The 16139-nt window shown below is 65.4% G+C and carries 17 protein-coding genes and 1 tRNA gene; 10 read left to right on the top strand and 8 right to left on the bottom strand.

The genetic code is table 11. The features are described from left to right. Positions 1-27: 27 nt before the first annotated feature. The gene (locus tag AB0N05_RS32325) at positions 28-978 is read right to left on the bottom strand and encodes a MerR family transcriptional regulator (RefSeq protein WP_364700970.1); all 951 of its coding nucleotides are present in this window, start codon (positions 976-978) and stop codon (positions 28-30) included. Positions 979-1058: 80 nt separating this feature from the next. Further along, positions 1059-2216: a transposase gene (locus AB0N05_RS32320; protein WP_364700968.1), complete on the bottom strand. Its 1158-nt coding sequence runs from the start codon at positions 2214-2216 to the stop codon at positions 1059-1061. Positions 2217-2552: 336 nt separating this feature from the next. Here AB0N05_RS32320 and AB0N05_RS32315 point away from each other — a divergent pair, with 336 nt between their 5' ends. After that, positions 2553-3212, top strand: coding sequence for a maleylpyruvate isomerase family mycothiol-dependent enzyme (locus AB0N05_RS32315; RefSeq protein ID WP_364700966.1), 660 nt, complete (start codon positions 2553-2555; stop codon positions 3210-3212). 58 nt (positions 3213-3270) lie between these two features. Here the strand turns inward: AB0N05_RS32315 and AB0N05_RS32310 are convergent, their stop codons facing one another. Beyond that, positions 3271-3921: a 1,4-alpha-glucan branching protein gene (locus AB0N05_RS32310; RefSeq protein ID WP_364700963.1), complete on the bottom strand. Its 651-nt coding sequence runs from the start codon at positions 3919-3921 to the stop codon at positions 3271-3273. 44 nt (positions 3922-3965) lie between these two features. After that, complete coding sequence (locus tag AB0N05_RS32305; protein WP_364700961.1) at positions 3966-5102, bottom strand: epoxide hydrolase family protein; 1137 nt, start codon at positions 5100-5102, stop codon at positions 3966-3968. 177 nt (positions 5103-5279) lie between these two features. Between AB0N05_RS32305 and AB0N05_RS32300 the strand changes: the two genes are divergently transcribed. From AB0N05_RS32300 to AB0N05_RS32285, 4 genes are all read left to right on the top strand, one after another. Continuing rightward, on the top strand, positions 5280-6602 hold the full coding sequence (locus AB0N05_RS32300; RefSeq protein WP_364700959.1) for a cytochrome P450: 1323 nt from the start codon (positions 5280-5282) through the stop codon (positions 6600-6602). Positions 6603-6680: 78 nt separating this feature from the next. Next, positions 6681-6753: transfer RNA gene (locus AB0N05_RS32295), tRNA-Glu, on the top strand. A 376-nt stretch (positions 6754-7129) separates the two neighbouring features. After that, positions 7130-7582 (top strand): VOC family protein, encoded by a 453-nt coding sequence (locus AB0N05_RS32290; protein ID WP_364700957.1) that lies wholly within the window; start codon positions 7130-7132, stop codon positions 7580-7582. A gap of 61 nt (positions 7583-7643) precedes the next feature. After that, positions 7644-8804 (top strand): DUF5925 domain-containing protein, encoded by a 1161-nt coding sequence (locus tag AB0N05_RS32285; protein WP_364700955.1) that lies wholly within the window; start codon positions 7644-7646, stop codon positions 8802-8804. A 61-nt stretch (positions 8805-8865) separates the two neighbouring features. Here the strand turns inward: AB0N05_RS32285 and AB0N05_RS32280 are convergent, their stop codons facing one another. Further along, positions 8866-9282: a MerR family transcriptional regulator gene (locus AB0N05_RS32280; RefSeq protein WP_364700953.1), complete on the bottom strand. Its 417-nt coding sequence runs from the start codon at positions 9280-9282 to the stop codon at positions 8866-8868. A gap of 103 nt (positions 9283-9385) precedes the next feature. On the opposite strand from AB0N05_RS32280, the gene AB0N05_RS32275 reads away from it, so the two are divergent. Together AB0N05_RS32275 and AB0N05_RS32270 are read left to right on the top strand one after the other, a co-directional pair. Next, positions 9386-10339, top strand: coding sequence for an MBL fold metallo-hydrolase (locus tag AB0N05_RS32275; protein WP_364700951.1), 954 nt, complete (start codon positions 9386-9388; stop codon positions 10337-10339). Positions 10340-10343: 4 nt separating this feature from the next. Then, positions 10344-10958, top strand: coding sequence for a GNAT family N-acetyltransferase (locus AB0N05_RS32270; RefSeq protein WP_364700949.1), 615 nt, complete (start codon positions 10344-10346; stop codon positions 10956-10958). 18 nt (positions 10959-10976) lie between these two features. On the opposite strand, the gene AB0N05_RS32265 is transcribed toward AB0N05_RS32270, so the two are convergent. Further along, positions 10977-12062: a serine hydrolase domain-containing protein gene (locus AB0N05_RS32265; protein ID WP_364700947.1), complete on the bottom strand. Its 1086-nt coding sequence runs from the start codon at positions 12060-12062 to the stop codon at positions 10977-10979. Positions 12063-12286: 224 nt separating this feature from the next. On the opposite strand from AB0N05_RS32265, the gene AB0N05_RS32260 reads away from it, so the two are divergent. After that, positions 12287-13327 (top strand): methyltransferase, encoded by a 1041-nt coding sequence (locus AB0N05_RS32260; protein ID WP_364700945.1) that lies wholly within the window; start codon positions 12287-12289, stop codon positions 13325-13327. A gap of 349 nt (positions 13328-13676) precedes the next feature. On the opposite strand, the gene AB0N05_RS32255 is transcribed toward AB0N05_RS32260, so the two are convergent. Beyond that, entirely contained in the window at positions 13677-14525 is an 849-nt protein-coding gene (locus AB0N05_RS32255; protein ID WP_364700943.1) for a VC0807 family protein, read from the bottom strand. 66 nt (positions 14526-14591) lie between these two features. Between AB0N05_RS32255 and AB0N05_RS32250 the strand changes: the two genes are divergently transcribed. Continuing rightward, positions 14592-15083 carry a MarR family transcriptional regulator gene (locus AB0N05_RS32250; protein ID WP_364700941.1) on the top strand — a complete coding sequence of 164 codons (492 nt, stop codon included), beginning with the start codon at positions 14592-14594 and terminating at the stop codon, positions 15081-15083. Positions 15084-15186: 103 nt separating this feature from the next. Here the strand turns inward: AB0N05_RS32250 and AB0N05_RS32245 are convergent, their stop codons facing one another. Beyond that, complete coding sequence (locus AB0N05_RS32245) at positions 15187-15756, bottom strand: dihydrofolate reductase family protein (protein ID WP_364700939.1); 570 nt, start codon at positions 15754-15756, stop codon at positions 15187-15189. 155 nt (positions 15757-15911) lie between these two features. Here AB0N05_RS32245 and AB0N05_RS32240 point away from each other — a divergent pair, with 155 nt between their 5' ends. Further along, a complete protein-coding gene (locus AB0N05_RS32240; RefSeq protein WP_364700937.1) occupies positions 15912-16100 on the top strand; it encodes a hypothetical protein in 189 nt (62 codons plus the stop codon). The last annotated feature ends 39 nt before the right edge of the window (positions 16101-16139 follow it).

Raw genomic sequence — 16139 nt, 5'->3', positions numbered from 1 at the left:
GTGCAGCGGGTCGTGGACCGCGTTCGGCTAGGCATCCACAGGGTTCACAGCGGCCGAAATGGACTGTCCCAAGGCTGTGTACAGCCACAGATGCGCGTCGCCGGACGTGATCGGGGAATCGAGGAGGCGGCCGGTGACATCCCAGTAGCGGCGCACCCGGCGATCGGTGTCCACGCCACCGCTGAACAGGCGGCGGCGGAGCATCGGGGTGTCGCTTTCGCCGCGCACGGTGGCGTGGGCGGCGACGAAGCGGTCCAGCTCGGCACCGGGACGGGGAGCGATGCCCGCGGCCATCAGCAGTCCGGATTCCTCGCAAGCCTCGGCTACCTCGGCCATCAATGCCGTCGTATTGCCGAGCCGGGACTCGGTGCCGCACCGCACCTGCTGTCGCATGAGCGCTGTCATGGTGGGATCCGCCAGCACGGTGGCGAGTTCGGCGTAGGCCAGCACGCGCTCCGGGTCCGGATCGGCGGGCAGCTCCGGCACATTCATTTCGATGAAGCCATCCAGCATCTCGGGGGCCATGCCCGAGAGGACGCGCCGCCAGAAGGTGATGATCGCGTCCCGGGTGGCGGCCCGGTTCGCGACGGTGGCCAGCATGGCTAATCGCATGTCCTGGACTGCGGGCGTTCCGGTCTCGGCCGCCTGCAATAGCGCACGCCGCCAGGCGAGGGCTGACAGTTCGGCGTCGACGGCCGCGCGTTCGGCCGCCACCGCATCGGCCAAGGACCGTGCACCGTCGAGTACCTCGGAGATGGCAGGCAATCCCAGTCCCAGAGCCCGCAGCCGCCGCACCATATTCAAGCGCTCGACGGACTCGCGCGGATCGAACGTGCGATGCCCGCCGACGCTGCGCCCGGTGTCGAGAATGCCCGCGTCGCAATAGAACCGGATCGTCCGCACCGGCACACCGGTCGATTCGGACAGCCAGCCGATGGTCACTCGTCCGTCGCGTCGAGTGTTGTCGGTCACTTCCACATCAACTACTCTGCCCTGAAGGGCCAAGTTTGTAACTCCATTCCCGGGCGGGATGCCAGGGAGCAGGCTACGTCCAACACCTAATCAGGTGCAGGGGCGGCTGACTGCGCCCCGCTACCCCACTGTTTCGCCGCGCGTGCGGCGATGTTGTGGGAAGCGTTCCGGTCGGCGTGTTCAACGAAACCGCACGCCCGGCAACAGAATCTAGCTTGGCTCGGACGGTTCGCCCGCTCGATGTGGTGGCATTTCCGGCATTCGCGAGAGGTGTTGCGGGCGTCCACGAACACGACCGCGACACCCGCATGGCGTGCCTTGTATTCGATGAACTCCCCGAGCTGCCGGAACGCCCAGGAGTGCAGTGTGGCCCGTTGGGGCTTGCGGAGCCGTACCCGCTCACGGATACCGGTCAATGTCTCGAGACCGATGCCGTGGGCGGTGCGTTGAGCCTCGACCACAATGCGTTTACTGATCTGATGGTTGATGTCGGTGGCGTGGCGGAACTCTTTGCGCCGCTGCCGTTTCAAGACGCGTTTGGCGGACTTGGTGCCTTTCGCCTGTAACTTCGCGCGCAGTTGCCGCTGTCGGTCGCGGTGGCGGCGGAGGCCGCGCCCGGCGGCCCGGTATCCGGTGTTGGTGGTAGCGATGTTCGCCAGCCCGAGGTCCACTCCGATCCAGCCGCCCGGTTCTTGTGTGTCGGGTTCGGGGATATCGCAGGTGGCGTAGAGGAACCACATGCCGTCGCGGTGAACGAGGTCGGATTCGCCTTGCCGGTGCTGCTCGAGGGTTTTCAGCTGATCCGCCGACCCGATGTAACGGAGGCTTTTCATTCGGCCCGCTGTCGTCCAGATGGACACCGTTCGGACGTCGTGCTGCCAGGACAGGCACCGGTCGTCGAAGGGTTGGGCGGCGGTGGGCCGGAACCGGATCGGGGTGTTCTCGATCCGCTCGCGACGGCGGCTTCCTTTCGGCCCGTAATTTCCCGCTTTCAAGTTCGCGGCGCGGGTTTTGTAGGCGTCGGCGACCTTTCGGATCACATGCAGCGCGGGCTGCGCCGACAGGCCCGCCGCTTTGATCCACGGGTAGTACTCGCGTTGCAAATCTGCCCGGCTACGCCTGACGGTGGTCTGGGCTTGTTCGGCGAGCCAAGTTGCCGCGGTGTTCACGGTGCGAAGAGTGCCGGCCAGCGCAGCGGCTTGCTCCGGGGTGGGGAGCAACTTCACCGGCACAATCAACTTCACCCCGACAGGATGACATGTGCCTACGACACCTCGAGGGGTTCCAGATCCGGCTGAAACGGTTATCGGCGCGGCGATTGCGGCAGGAGTTCCCCGACCACATCCGAAAGTACGTGTAGGGGGAATCATTTCTGATCGCCGTCATACTTCGCCGGTTCGTGCGCAGTGGCACCCCTGTCAGTGGTCAAGGAGTACATCGAGAACCAGAAACGACCGGGCTAGCGCCCAGTCCGCGATTCTCCCGAGCCCTCAAGGGCCGAGATTCCATGCGAAAGGGGTTGAACCTCCACCTGGGTGGAGTTCATACCGTACCCGGAACGACGACCAAGGAGCGGACCGATGACCGACACCACCATCCAGTCCAATGACGCAATCTGGCGCGCAGTCGCGGCCGAGCGACTCAGTCTGGCGATCATGCTCGAGCAGTTCACCGAGCAGCAGTGGGATCACGAAACCCTGTGTGAGGGTTGGCGAGTGCGCGATATCGTCGCGCACCTGGTGATCGCCGCCGATTCCAATTTCTTCCAGCTGCTGTTCGAGGCTGTCCGTGCCCGCGGCGATCTTGCCAAGATGGTGTTCGATACGTCCATACGCCGGGCGAACCAGCTCTCGACGACGGAATTGCTGGCACAGTTCCGCGGCACGTTCGAATCCCGGTCGACGCCGGTGAGCACCATTCCGGCCGATCGCCTGATGGACATCCTCGTGCACGGTCAAGACATCGCCCTGCCGCTCGGCATCGAGCGCGAGATGCCTTTGGCCGCCGCGCATTCGGCGATGGAACGCGTGTGGGAGATGAAGCATTTCCGCGCGAAGGAACGCTTCGCGGACTACCGCCTGGTGGCCACGGACACCGCATGGTCGGCCGGGAGTGGCGCGCTCATCGAGGGGCCGATTGCCGCATTGCTGCTGCTCACCACCGGTCGCAATGTCTCTCTGCCGCAGCTCAGCGGTGCGGGCGCGGAGACGCTGCGGGCGAACTCGCGCGGAGTTCGATGAGGCGAAAATGCCTGGTGGCCAAGCCGACTTGACCACCAGGACGGATTCGGCGGATCGCTCAGCGGGTGGCGCTCAGGACGACTCCGCGCAGGAGCGCACCCGCGGCGGTGGTCCACTGCGCTCCGGCGCGGCACGGCAGTTCGGCGGTGTCGCTGCCGGTCAGCACGCGGTGGATGCGCAGCAGGTCGGTTTCCGGGGAGTCTCCGACGCCCAGCTCGATCTCCGAGCAGCTGTCGGACTCCCGTACGCTCGCGTCCGTGAATCCCTTTGCCGGGGTGTCGATCTCACCGAACACGATGTGCACCGAGGAATCGGGGATGCCGCTGATGTTCTGATCCTGCGGATCCGCCTCGCCGGTCAGCAGGCCCACGGCCTGTTCCACGAATACCGGGTCGTGTGCGGCGTCGTAGATCCAGCGCGTACCGAGGACTCCGTGTTCGGAGGTGCCGATGAGGCCCGCGTCCGCGCCGTCGAGGGGTGCACCGCGGTAGGTCATGGGGACCAGGTAGGTGACCGGCTCCGCCTCCGAGGTGTCGGTGACGATCATGACCTCGATGCCGACCTCACCGGCGGGGTCGTCGAGGCGGAAGCCGCCGGACTTGGTCAGCGACGGCGATTGCCCACCCGCGAACCAGTGGCGGGTGGGCAGCCATTGCGCGAGCAGGTCCAGCTTTCCGGGGGTCATGGTGGTGCTGTGGATGATCGCCATGGCGGACATCTTCGCAGACCGGAATCAGCCGGGCCGAAGGACATTCAGCGGAGCTTTCGGAAGAAGTCGCGAAGGTCGGTGGTGAGCAGGTCGGGGGTTTCCATGGAGGCGAAGTGGCCGCCTCGGTCGAATTCGGACCAGTGCACGACGGTGTTCTGCTTCTCTGCGATGCCACGAATGGTCCCGGCCCCCGGGAAGACCGCCACACCCGTGGGAACGCCCGAATTCGGGAGGTCCGCGCCCCATTGCCGGGATTCCTTGTACAGGCGCATGGAGGATCCGGCGGTATTGGTGAACCAGAGCACCGACAGGTTGGTGAGCAGCATATCGCGGTCGATGGCGTCATCCGGAGTGGACTTCGCCGGATCCTTGAAGGTATTGACCACATCCAGCACCCAGGCCAGCAGACCGGCCGGGGAATCGGCGATGGCCGGGGCGAGGGTTTGCGGGCGGGTGGAGTGGATGCCCGCGTAACCGGAGGTGTCCTTGCTACTCCAATCCTGCATGGCGGCCAGCTTCTCCTGATCGCCTGCGCTGTAGGAGGATCCGTCATCGCCCCAGGCCGGGATGGTGATCGGGTCATTGATATGGACACCCGCCACATGCTCGGCATCGATGCGGCCGAGATTCGGGGCGATGAACGATCCTGCGTCGCCGCCCTGCGCACCGTAGCGGGTGTAGCCGAGACCCGCCATGAGTTGGGCGATCAGCTCGGCACTGCGTTCGGTCGAGGCGTCACCGGCGCGATGGGTCGGGCCGGAGAAGCCGAAGCCGGGCAAAGTCGGGATCACCAGGTGGAAGGCGTCTTTCGGGTCGCCGCCATGGGCGCGCGGATCGGTGAGCGGGCCGATCACTTCGGTGAAGTCCGCGAACGGCCAGCCGTGCACCAGCACCAGCGGGAGGGCATCGGGTTCCGGGGAGCGCACATGCATGAAATGGATTCGCTGGCCTTCGATTTCGGTGACGGACTGCGGGAATCGGTTCCACGCGGCCTCGTGAGCGCGCCAGTCGTAGGAGGTGCGCCAGTACTCGCACAGCTCGCGGACATAGCTGGTCGGAATGCCGTAGCTCCAGTCGACGCCCGGCAGTTCCTCGGGCCAGCGGGTCGCGGCCAGGCGACTGTTCAGGTCGTCGATATCGGATTGCGGAATGTCGATTCGGAAGGCTTCGAAATTCGTCATGCCTCCACGATAGAAAGCGACTAGGTCAGTTTCCGTCCTAATGAAATGGCGATCTGGAGGCATGCTCGAACCGAGCTGACCGATTTTGCCGCTCCCTCGCACCGACCCCAGATCTACTCTGTTAGACAGTGCTTCCGGCTGCCGCGCCGACGCGGCCCACGCGAAGGGATCCTCGTTGTGACCACCGCATATCCGCCCGGGCCCCGGCTGCCGCGCCCTATTCAGACCCTCATGTACGCGAAGTGGCGTGGTGCGTTGCTCACGGCGGCGGCGAAGCGGTACGGCGATGTTTTCACCCTTCACCTGGTGGAACCGTATGCAGACAATGTGGTGGTGTTCTCGCGGCCAGAGCATATTCGCGAGATCTTCGCCGGGGACCCCGCGGATCTGCATGCGGGAGAAGGCAATCGGCTGCTGGTGTACATCATGGGTGAGCATTCGGTGCTGCTCACCGACGAGGCCGAGCATGCGCGGGCCCGCCGTCTGCTGATGCCCGCCTTCGCCGGTTCCTCCCTGCGCGGGTACCGCACGCTGGTCGAGGCCATCACCAAGTCTCATATAGACCGCTGGGCGACGGGGTCCACGGTGAACACATTGGACCGGATGAACGACCTCACCCTGGACATCATCATGCAAGTGGTGTTCGGCATGACCGATGAGCGCCGCCGCGGTGACCTCGCGCCCCGACTGCGTCGCATAGTGAATATCAATCCGATCATCTTTCTCGGCTGGAAGTATCCGCGCCTGGCGAAGTACGGCCCGTGGAAGCGCTTCGATGCCAACCAAGCCGCCATCAATGACCTGCTCTACAACGAGATCGCCGAGCGTCGCGCCCGCCCCGACCTGGACCAGCGCGCCGACGTCCTCTCCCGCCTACTGGCCGTGGGCTCCGGCGAAAACCCCTCCGACACACCGCTGTCCGACGAGGAACTCCGCGATCAGCTCGTCACGCTCCTGCTCGCGGGCCACGAAACCACCGCCTCCGCCCTCTCCTGGGCCTGCCACGAACTCGCCGCTCACCCCGATATCCAGGCCACCGCCCGCAAAGCCGCCCACGACGGCGACGACAAATACCTCGAAGCCGTCCTCAAAGAGGCCATGCGCCGCCACACCGTCATCGCCGCGACCGGCCGAAAACTCACCCGCGACATGACAATCGGCGGCCTCGACCTCCCCCGCGGCACGGTCGTGTCCACCTCCATCCTCCTGGCCCACAGCCGCCTCGACTCCTATCCGGACGAGGCCACCTTCCGCCCCGACCGCTTCCTCGACGGCTCGGTCTCCCCCAACACCTGGCTACCCTTCGGCGGCGGCGTCCGCCGCTGCCTCGGCGCGGGCTTCTCCCTCATGGAAGGCACCGCCGTCCTCAAGGAACTCCTCACCCGCCACACCCTTTCCCTCCCCACCGGCAACCCCACCGAACGTGCCCGAACACGCAATATCACCCACGTCCCAGCCCACGGAGCCCCAATCCTGCTGACTCCCAACCCTTCCCACTGACGCATCCGAAAATTCAGTACCGCATCCCGAACCCCACTGTTAGCGTTGATCGCAACAACGACGACGAAAGGCGCTCCCGGCGCAGTGCTGCGATGGTTCGGCACCCTGATTTTCACTCAGGACTACGTCGGTTCGATTCCGACCTGCGTCACTTCGGCTTTAATCCGAAACAGTGCCGCTATTAATCTGCGGATGCGGATGCCTGCCCTTGCGAAGAATCGTTTCGACAGCCACAATTCCTGCGTCAAGATCATTTTTCGCCGCCCTCGGGCGGCCGGGGAGGGTAACCATGAACACCAAGAACACACTCATCCGTACGGCAGACTCGGGCAGCGCCTCAGGCTCCGCCTACGCCCTCGGCAACGTGATCGGCAGCCTGCTGTCCTTGCTGCTCCCGGCCCACTACTGAAACTGCTCGGCCTTCGAAGCCATATCGAAGCCGACTTCGACAGGCCCGGTCCTCGAGGACCGGGCCTGTCGGCATTCCGAGCGAATACGTGTCACCCAAGAGGGATAGCGTTGCGCGTATGGCATTGCAATGGAAGCTGGTTATCGACAGCAGGGACGCCGCCACGCTGGCCGATTTCTGGGGTGCGGCGCTGGAGTATGAGGTCGAGGATCCGAGCGCGCTCGTGGGACAGTTGCTGGGGGCCGGTCATCTCAGCGAGGATGCGGTGCTCGAGCATCGGGGGCGGAAGACTTTCCGGGGATATGCGGCGATCCGGCATCCCGAGGATCCGTTCGATCAGGCCAGTGGGGTCGGGCAGGGGCGGCGGGTGCTGTTTCAGGATGTGCCCGAGGAGAAGTCCGGGAAGAATCGGCTGCATATTGATGTGCACAGCGGGGCCGGAGATCTCGAAGAGTTGGTTGCCCGGTTGGAAACGCTTGGGGCTAAACGGGTTCGGGAGATTGATCGGGGGCCTGCGGGGCATTGGTGGATCATGCGGGATCCCGAGGGAAATGAGTTCTGCGCGGCGTAGATCGGCGGCGTAGATCAAAAAATGGGTGGACTGGGGAGTGGAATGTCCGGATTATCGTCGGGTGACTTCAACTCCTCAGGAACGCCTTCGGCTTGTCGGTCGCGAGGAGCCCGCGGCTACGGCCGTGCAGGCGCTCTCGTGGGTGATGAACCTCGATGATTCGGATTCCCCGCGCGACGTCATCGATGCGCTCGGCCTGGCACCGTACTTCAGCGGTGAGCAGCCGCATGCGCTGGCCGTGGAGCTCGAGCGGGTGAAGCCGGACGCGCCGCTGCGGCCGGACGAGGCTCGCGTGGTGCGGACCAGCGACGATGACGGCATGAAGGCCATGCTGTACGCCGGTGACGGGTGGACGCTGCGAGTGGTGCGGCGCACGAACGGTAGCGCCATGCTGAGCGTGTGCGCGGGCAGCGAGGCGCTGGCTCGCGCGGTGCTCGACGTGTGCACCGCCGACGCCACGGTCGAACCCGAATCCGACGAGAGCCAGGTGTCGATGGGGTTCTGGCACAACGGGGCTCACGGCCCGGTGCGGCGTGAGCGCACCATTTCCGCCGCGTCTTGGACGGATATCGCGGGCAACTACGGCACCGGGGTCAGCGTCGCCATGCAGCGGCTCATGACGTTGAAGGCCGAGGATGTGCGCGGGCGGCTGCTGCTGCTTCATGGGCCGCCGGGCACCGGTAAGACGTCGGCGCTGCGGGCCCTGGCCCGCGAATGGACCGACTGGTGCCAGGTCGATTGCGTCCTCGATCCGGAGGCGCTGTTCTCGAATCCCGGCTACCTCATGGAAGTCGCCATGGGCGTCGACACCTATGACGAGGCCAAGCGCCGCTGGCGGCTGCTCGTGCTCGAGGACTGCGATGAACTGATTCGCGGCTCCGCGAAAGAGTCCACCGGGCAGGGCCTTTCGCGACTGCTCAACCTCACCGACGGCATGCTGGGCCAGGGCCGCGATGTCCTGGTGGCGATCACCACCAATGAAAACCTGACCTACCTGCACCCGGCGGTGATCCGCCCCGGCCGTTGCCTGGCTCAGCTGGAAGTCGGCGCGCTGACTCCCGCCGAGGCCCGAGCCTGGCTGGATCGCGAACTCGGCGACCGCCCCCGCCCCATGGTGGGACCGGACGGCATGACGCTCGCGGAACTCATCGAATCCCGCGACGACCACTCGCGCATCCAGGCCGCGCCTACGGTGTCGATCGGCGACGCGGGTTATCTGTAAGCGAGTCGTTCGAAGGTAGTGGATTTCATGAGTTCCACGCTCGGCCAACGGTATTCCAATGTCAGGTAGCGCTCACTCGTGGATGCCGGGGCGGCAATAGCGTCGCGAAATCCGAACACAAGGGACAGTCGGCGATGATCGGGTGACTGCATGCGGTGAGGTGCTCGAGGAAGCGATCCGTCGCGCCCAGCAGGGCGATCTGCTGTTGAACCTCGGCACGCTTCTGCTCGATGAGGATTTGGCGTGCGTCGCAGGAGCCGCCACCGAGTCGGCGGATCTGGGGCAGGGACAGGCCGGTTCGTTGCAGGATCTGAATGATTCGGGCCTGGTCGAGGGTCTGTTCGTCGTAGCTGCGGTGGCCCGACGGGCTGCGCGGTGGGGCGAGCAGGCCGACGGACTCCCAGTGGCGCAGGACGTGCGCCTCGATGCCCAGGATGGCCGCGGCGTCGCCGATTTTGAGTTCTCGGGTGGTGGTCATGGATTTTGCCTCTTTACTTCATGTCGACCTTAAGTATTAGCGTTCCATCGATCGCGGTGATTGACCAGTGCATCGCGGCACGATTGGTGAACGGAGAACGGACATGTCCGATCCATCACGTCAGCCCAGTTTCCTCGAATGCTGTGGTGCGGTAACGGGTTTGCTGATCGGCGCGGTGCGACCGCGGCGGGTCGACGAACGATTCCTGCGGTCCATCACCGATGCGGGACTGCCGAACGCGCGGCACACCGTCAAGGTGACCGCGCTCGCGCAGGTGCCGCGCTCGGTGCCGACCGCGGCGGTGGTCGAAGGGACATTCAAACCGAGGCGAATCGGCAGTTCGCTGACCTCATTCGTGGTCGAGCATCCGCAGGCGACCTTCATGGTCGATCCGGCCGTGTGCATCGACGCCGAGAATCGCGCCATCGCGCAGCTTCCGGCCCTCCTGCGCAGGGCGGTGCGGCCACCCGCCGACACCATCCCGACGATCACCGCGCTCGGCCGCGAATCCGGTCTCCCCGCACTCGATTTCGCCCTCCCGACTCATGCCCACTGGGATCACATGTGCGGGCTCCTGGATCTGCCCGGCCTCCCGGTCCACATGCACAGCACCGAGCACAGCTGGGTCAGCCAGGGCCCGATCGCCCCGGTCGGCGGCGTCCGCGATTCCCTCATCGACCGATCCGTTGTCCAATACGAGCTCGACGGTCCGCCGGTGCTCACCTTCACCCGCAGCCACGACCTGTTCGGCGATGGCAGCATCGTCCTGGTGGATCTGGCCGGTCACACCCCCGGCAGCATCGGAATCCTCGCCCATACCGAGCGTGGCTGGATTCTCCTTGCCGGTGATGCCGCCTGGCATGCGCTGCAAATCACCGACCTCCGCCAGAAGTCCGCCTTCCCGGGCGGTCTCGCCGATGAGGACCGGGACCAGACCTTCAAAACCCTGCACCGTCTGCATCTGGCGCGCCACTTCGCCACCGTGATTCCCACTCACGACCACGATGCGGCGGGTCTGCTGTCCGCGTCCTCCGATGCGGCGCACCCAGTACCGTGAACGTATGGACGTCACCGTTCGACCGGCACTGGCCTCCGATATCCCCACCCTGGCGCGCGTTCTCGGCGAAGCCTTCGCCGACGATCCGATCATCGCCTGGCTGATCCCCAATGAAGCCGCCCGCCCGCAGCGGGCGGCAGTCATGTTCGGCGCGCTGGTGCGCCACCATTTCCTCGCCCAGGGCGGTGTGGAAGTGGCTCTCGACGACACCGGAACCATGGTCGGCGCGGCGGTCTGGTCCCCGCCCGGCCACTGGCATACCTCCGATGCCGACTCCGTGCGCATGCTGCCGAACCTGGTCCGCGCCTTCCGGCTCCGACTGCTGCAAGCCGGGCAGATGACCGAGCGCATGGCGGCCGCCCACCCGCAGGATCCGCACTGGTACCTCGCGATAATCGGCACGCTGCCCAGCACGCGCGGTCGCGGCTTCGGGCATGCCCTGCTCTCCTCGCGTCTGGACCTCTGCGATGCCGAGGGCGCGCCCGCCTATCTGGAGTCCAGCAAGCCCGAAAACGTCCCCTACTACGAACGATTCGGCTTCGAGGTGACCGGCGAACTCGACGCGACCAAAGGTGGCCCGCTGCTCTGGCCGATGTGGCGCTCACCCCGCGCGTCCTGAGCCCCGGTCGATCGCGATTCAGGATGTTGCGCACACTGCGGCATCGACGACCTGTGTCACGTGGTCGATTGCCTCGTCCGTCTCGGGAATCTCGTTGACGCTCACGGTGACCGAACGACCATCGGCGGTGACGCCGCCGCGGGTTTCGAATCCGTCGATATCACCACCGTGCCCCCAGAACTCCTTGCCACATGACACTGCCCGCCGCATGAGTCCGAGCCCGTACTCCGCTCCGGGAGCCGGTATCGGAACGGTCCGTTTCATCTCGGCCAACTGCGCGGGCGGCAGCAGTTTTCCGGACAGTAGCGCGGTGAAGAAGAGATTCAGGTCCGCACCGGTGCCCACCATGGCTCCTGCGGCTCCGCCCACGGACGGGTCGAGGGATGTGACATCGACGCGCTTACCGTCGAGGACCTCGTACCCGCTCGGATGCGGATCGCGAATGGCGGCATCACCGGCGGCCGGATAGTAGGTCGCCCGCAGTCCGAGCGGTTCGATGATCCTGCGAGTGATCTCGGCATCGATCGAACTGCCGGTCACTCGCTCGATCACCATTCCGGCCACCAGATAGTTGGTGTTGCAGTAGTTCCACTTCTCCCCGGGCTGGAATTGCGCGGGCAGCGTCAATGCGCGTCGCACGAGTTCCGCGGTCTCGAGATGCGTCAGCCGGTTCGCATCCCAATCCTTGATCAACTCCGCGTAGTCGGGCAGTCCGCTGGTGTGCTGCAACAGATTTCGGATGGTGATTTGCTCGGGATCGATCCCGTCCCCGCGCACGACACCGGGCAGGTAGCGTTCCACCGAGGTATCGAGGTCGACCTTTCCCTCGGCCACCAGCTGCAACATGACGGTCGCGGTGAACGCCTTGGTATTGCTGCCGATCCGCACCCGGGCATCGTCGGGGAAGGGCGTGCGATGCTCGAGATCACCCACCCCCGCGCTCGCGGTCCAGGTCCGCTCCCCCTCGGTCACCACGGCCTGAGCACCTGGTAGTCCGTCTGCGATCAACCGGTTCAAGGCATCGGTGACCGCGGCGCGTCCCATCCCAGCCGGGGCGGGTCCGGTGGCTGCGGAATTCTCGACCGAACAGGACGCCGTGGCCACCAAGGCCACCAATCCCCCGGATACTACGATTCGTGTCAGCAATCCGTGAAACACCCTTGCGCGCAAAGCAACTCCCCTCATGCGGACGACCGCGAAAACCCGTTCCGCGGCCCTGAAATCAACCTAGAAAAGCCGGATCATCCTTCCAATACGGCTGGCACGTCGATTGCGAGTAGCGTCAGCACTACCTCGAATCGGATCGGCCTTACCCGCGGGAGGACATCGTGGCGGCGATATCGGACGACGACGAAAAGCAGCCCTCGGCCTGGCAGCAGATGGCCCCGGTGATCGATCTGGTGACGCCGCTGGCCGTTCGCGCGGTGGCCTCGCTACGACTGGCCGATCTGCTCGCGGATGGTCCGTTGGCGGTCGAGGAGCTGGCTCAGAGATCCAGCACCGATCCCGAAGCGCTGCGCCGGGTGCTGCGCCACCTGGTCTGCCACGGGGTTTTCACCGAACCGAGTCCCGACACCTTCGCCACGAACGAACTTGCGGCACTGCTGCGTTCGGATCATCCGTCCGGCCTGCGGGTCGGTCTCGACCTCGAGGAATTCGGCGGCCGCATGGACCTGGCCTTCACGGGCCTGCTGCACACCCTGCGCACCGGCGGCCCCGCCTGGGAAACGGTCTTCGGCGCGCCATTCTGGGAATACCTCGCCACCAATTCCGCCATCAATGCCTCGTTCGACGCGGCCATGGCGGCGGGCGACGAGTACGCGCACGATGCGGCTGCCAGCTACGACTGGTCCCACGCACGGCATGTCATCGATATCGGCGGCGGCACAGGCGAATTGCTGATCGCGGTACTCACCGCCCACCCAGACCTTCGAGCCACCCTCGTCGACCTCCCCGATACCGTGCGCCGCGGCCGCCAACGCATGGCCGCGCGAGGCTTACAGGCCCGCACCAACTTCGCGGGCCAGAGCTTCTTCGATCCCCTCCCGACCGGCGGTGACGTCTACGTGCTCAGCAGCGTGATTCACGACTGGGCCGACCCGGAGGCAACCGCGATCCTCCGCCGCTGCGCCGACGCGGCAGGCGATAACGCCCGCGTGGTCATCATCGAACAACACAGCTCCGAAGCCGCCGACCGAACCATGTACGCCGAAATGAACCTCCGCATGCTCGTCCTCTGCGGCGGCCGTGAACGCACCCTCGCCGACTACACCACCCTCGCATCCGCAGCAGGCCTCACCGTCATCGATGTCCACACCACCCCGCTGGGCCAGATCCGCATGGAATGCACCCGAAGCGATTCAGCCTGAACGAATCCCGCTGTGGGCGAGTCGGCGCGGAGGGGGCGCTTCGGGCACGAAGGTCGGCACCGTGGCCAATAGCGTCGAGACAGGCGGCCAGGGCTTCACCACAACCGGCAAGACCAGCCCATAGTTCCCAATCGACGCGGGCGACGGGTCATACGAAAAAGCCATCAACCCCGCGATGACCAACGTGAGCGCCGCAACCATCCCGGCCGCCGGTCGGAGAAGCCCCCTCCATGCCAGTCCCGCCAACGGGTTACGTGCGTTGTTGTCGGTAGGCATGTTTCGCTCCCTGCCGCGTAAGGCATACACCGATCAGGTCGCTGCGCAAGCACCTCCCGTTACGCGCGCACTGCTACGCGCGCACTGCGAGCTCGGCCTGGATCATTCGCTCCGAGCGCGGTTTTGACCAGGTGCGGCCCACCACGAAGTAGATGGCCATCAGCACGACCAAGGGCAACTGTGAGGTGAGTGCCGACTGCCCGACCTGCCCGGGCGGGTAGCTGTAGATCACGACGATGCGCAGCACGGCATCGGCCAGCCAGACGACACCGAGTGCGGCGGACAGGACCCGGTAGGTCGTGCGGAACGGGGCAGACGTATCCCACAGGCGGTCGAAGATTTCCGATCGATGCGGATCGTTCTCGGTATGAATGGGTTTCAAGGCCACCTTCATGACCGGCCGATCGCCCCGAGCGGTTGCGAGGAAGAACAGGCCGCCCACGGCGATATAAATTGAACTGCGTGCCAGCACGAAGCGAGCGTCGCCGCTGATCGCGGTCACCGCGATCCCCACCAGCACCTCCAGCAGCACCAACGCGGCGAACCCGTCGACAGCTCGAGACGAGCGGCGGCCCAACCGGGTGTAAACCGCGTCGCCCACCATGATCACCCCCGCGGCCACCGCACCGACAACCATGCTCGTGGTGTCGCCGCCTCCGCGATAGTGGCAGACCAGCATGGCAGCGGTGGGCACCAGCGCGACGGCCAGCGCGATCCGCCACCGGAACTCCCCGGTGTGGATCGGCCCGCCGATCGCCTTGGCCGCGACCAGTGTTCCGCCCACCGACAACCGCAGCGCACTGGGCAGCCCCGTCGGTGCGAGCAGCGCATACGCCAGGTACGGCAGCAGGATGTCGGCAGCAATATTGGCCACACCAACCAGGGCCCGGAACCGTTGGGCGCGTGTGTTGATCTCCAGCATGTCGAAGTGCCCCTCCCTGAATATCTTAGCTTCCAAGATAATTAGAGACTAAGATAGAGTGTGGATATGACGCAAGAGGATTCGATGGAGGGTGCCGGACAGGCGCTCGGCGCGGAATTCGCGACGGCGATGGTGAACTTCCACACGGCAACCGGAAAGCTGTTGGGGCTCAGCGCTTCCGATCGCAAGACCATGGACACCCTGAGCCGCCTGGGCCCGGTCACCGCCGGCGCCATCGCCGAACACACGGGCTTGACCACCGGAGCGGTGACCGGACTCGTCGACCGCCTGGAGAAGGCCGGATATGTCCGCCGGGTCCGCGATCCACACGATCGCCGAAAGGTGGTGGTAGAACTCGTCCCGAATGCTCAGGTCGACGCCCTGCTCGCAGCGGTGTTCATCCCGTTCGGCCAGGATCTGGCGGCGCTGGCGCCCCACTACAGCCCCGAGGAGTGGAAGGCCATCACCGACTGGGCGCAACGCGTCACCGAAATTCTCGTCGACAACACCCGCCGAATCTCGGACCCCGATTTCAAGCGAACCGCACTGGGCGAGTGACCTACCGACGATGCGCGCGCGTGCAGTCCCTCACGCCACAGAGGTAGATCCGGATCGGCTCGGCGGCCGATCCGGATCATCACGGACGTACCCGGCATCGGATCTAACGGACGAATTCGTAGGCGTAGAAGACGAGGCCTTCACCGAGTGCGCGGACATCGACGAGGTGCATGGGTTTCTTGTCGCTGATCTGGTCGAACAGAACCTCACCTGTCCCGAGCACGACGGGGAAAACAACCAGCCGCAGTTCGTCGGCGAGGTCGTGTTCGATCAGCGTGCGCACGAGCTGGTAGCTGGCGTAGACGATGATCTCACCGTCCACGGTCTGCTTCAGTTTCGAGATCTCGTTCACGACATCGCCTTTCAGCACTGTCCCGCCCCAGCGTGGCTTATCGAGCGTCGAGGACACGACGTACTTGGGCATGCTGTTCAACTTGTCCGCCCACACCCCGGTGCGCTCGGCCCACCGAGTCGCGAACCATTCGTCGCTGCGCCGGCCCAGCAGCAGGGCCTCGGCGCCCAGCGCCTCCTCGGTTTCGAGCTCGGCCCATTCCGCGAGGTCCTTGCCCCCGAACTGGTTGAACCAGCCGCCCGACTTGAAACCCTCTTGCCCGTCCGGGTCCTGGACGACGCCGTCGAGTGTGACATTCGTAGTGATCACGATCTTGCCCATATCAGTTCTCCCTTGTTGGTGTTGGGGACTATCACTGGTGTAGAAACCGCGGCATCGGAAAAGTGGGCGCGCGCCGGCCGCCCAGTTCGTTGCTCAGCCGGGGTCTATACCCGATGCAAGTGCCACAAGGTGTGAGGAAGAGTGAGGCGAGAGTGGTGACAGGCGATCTGATGTCGCTGGCGCGGGCCGGGGACGGCGGCGCGTTCGAAGCTCGGATCGCCACCAACCGGTGCCTCAACGCGCGTCGCTCGGCGAGTCGACGCGCAGCCAAGGAGTGGGATGTGCTCACTCCGCTGCCGTTGAAGTCACCACCGGTCGGGATTTTCACCGAAAAGTCCCAGTGAACGTGCGTTGGCGCGCCCCAGCGAAATATTGGCGCGCCC

It is taken from the genome of Nocardia sp. NPDC051030, from assembly GCF_040683015.1.
In the GTDB taxonomy this organism is placed as follows: Bacteria; Actinomycetota; Actinomycetes; order Mycobacteriales; family Mycobacteriaceae; genus Nocardia.
The sequence above is the reverse complement of the archived record's forward strand: the minus strand, read 5'-3'. Positions and strand labels throughout refer to the sequence as shown.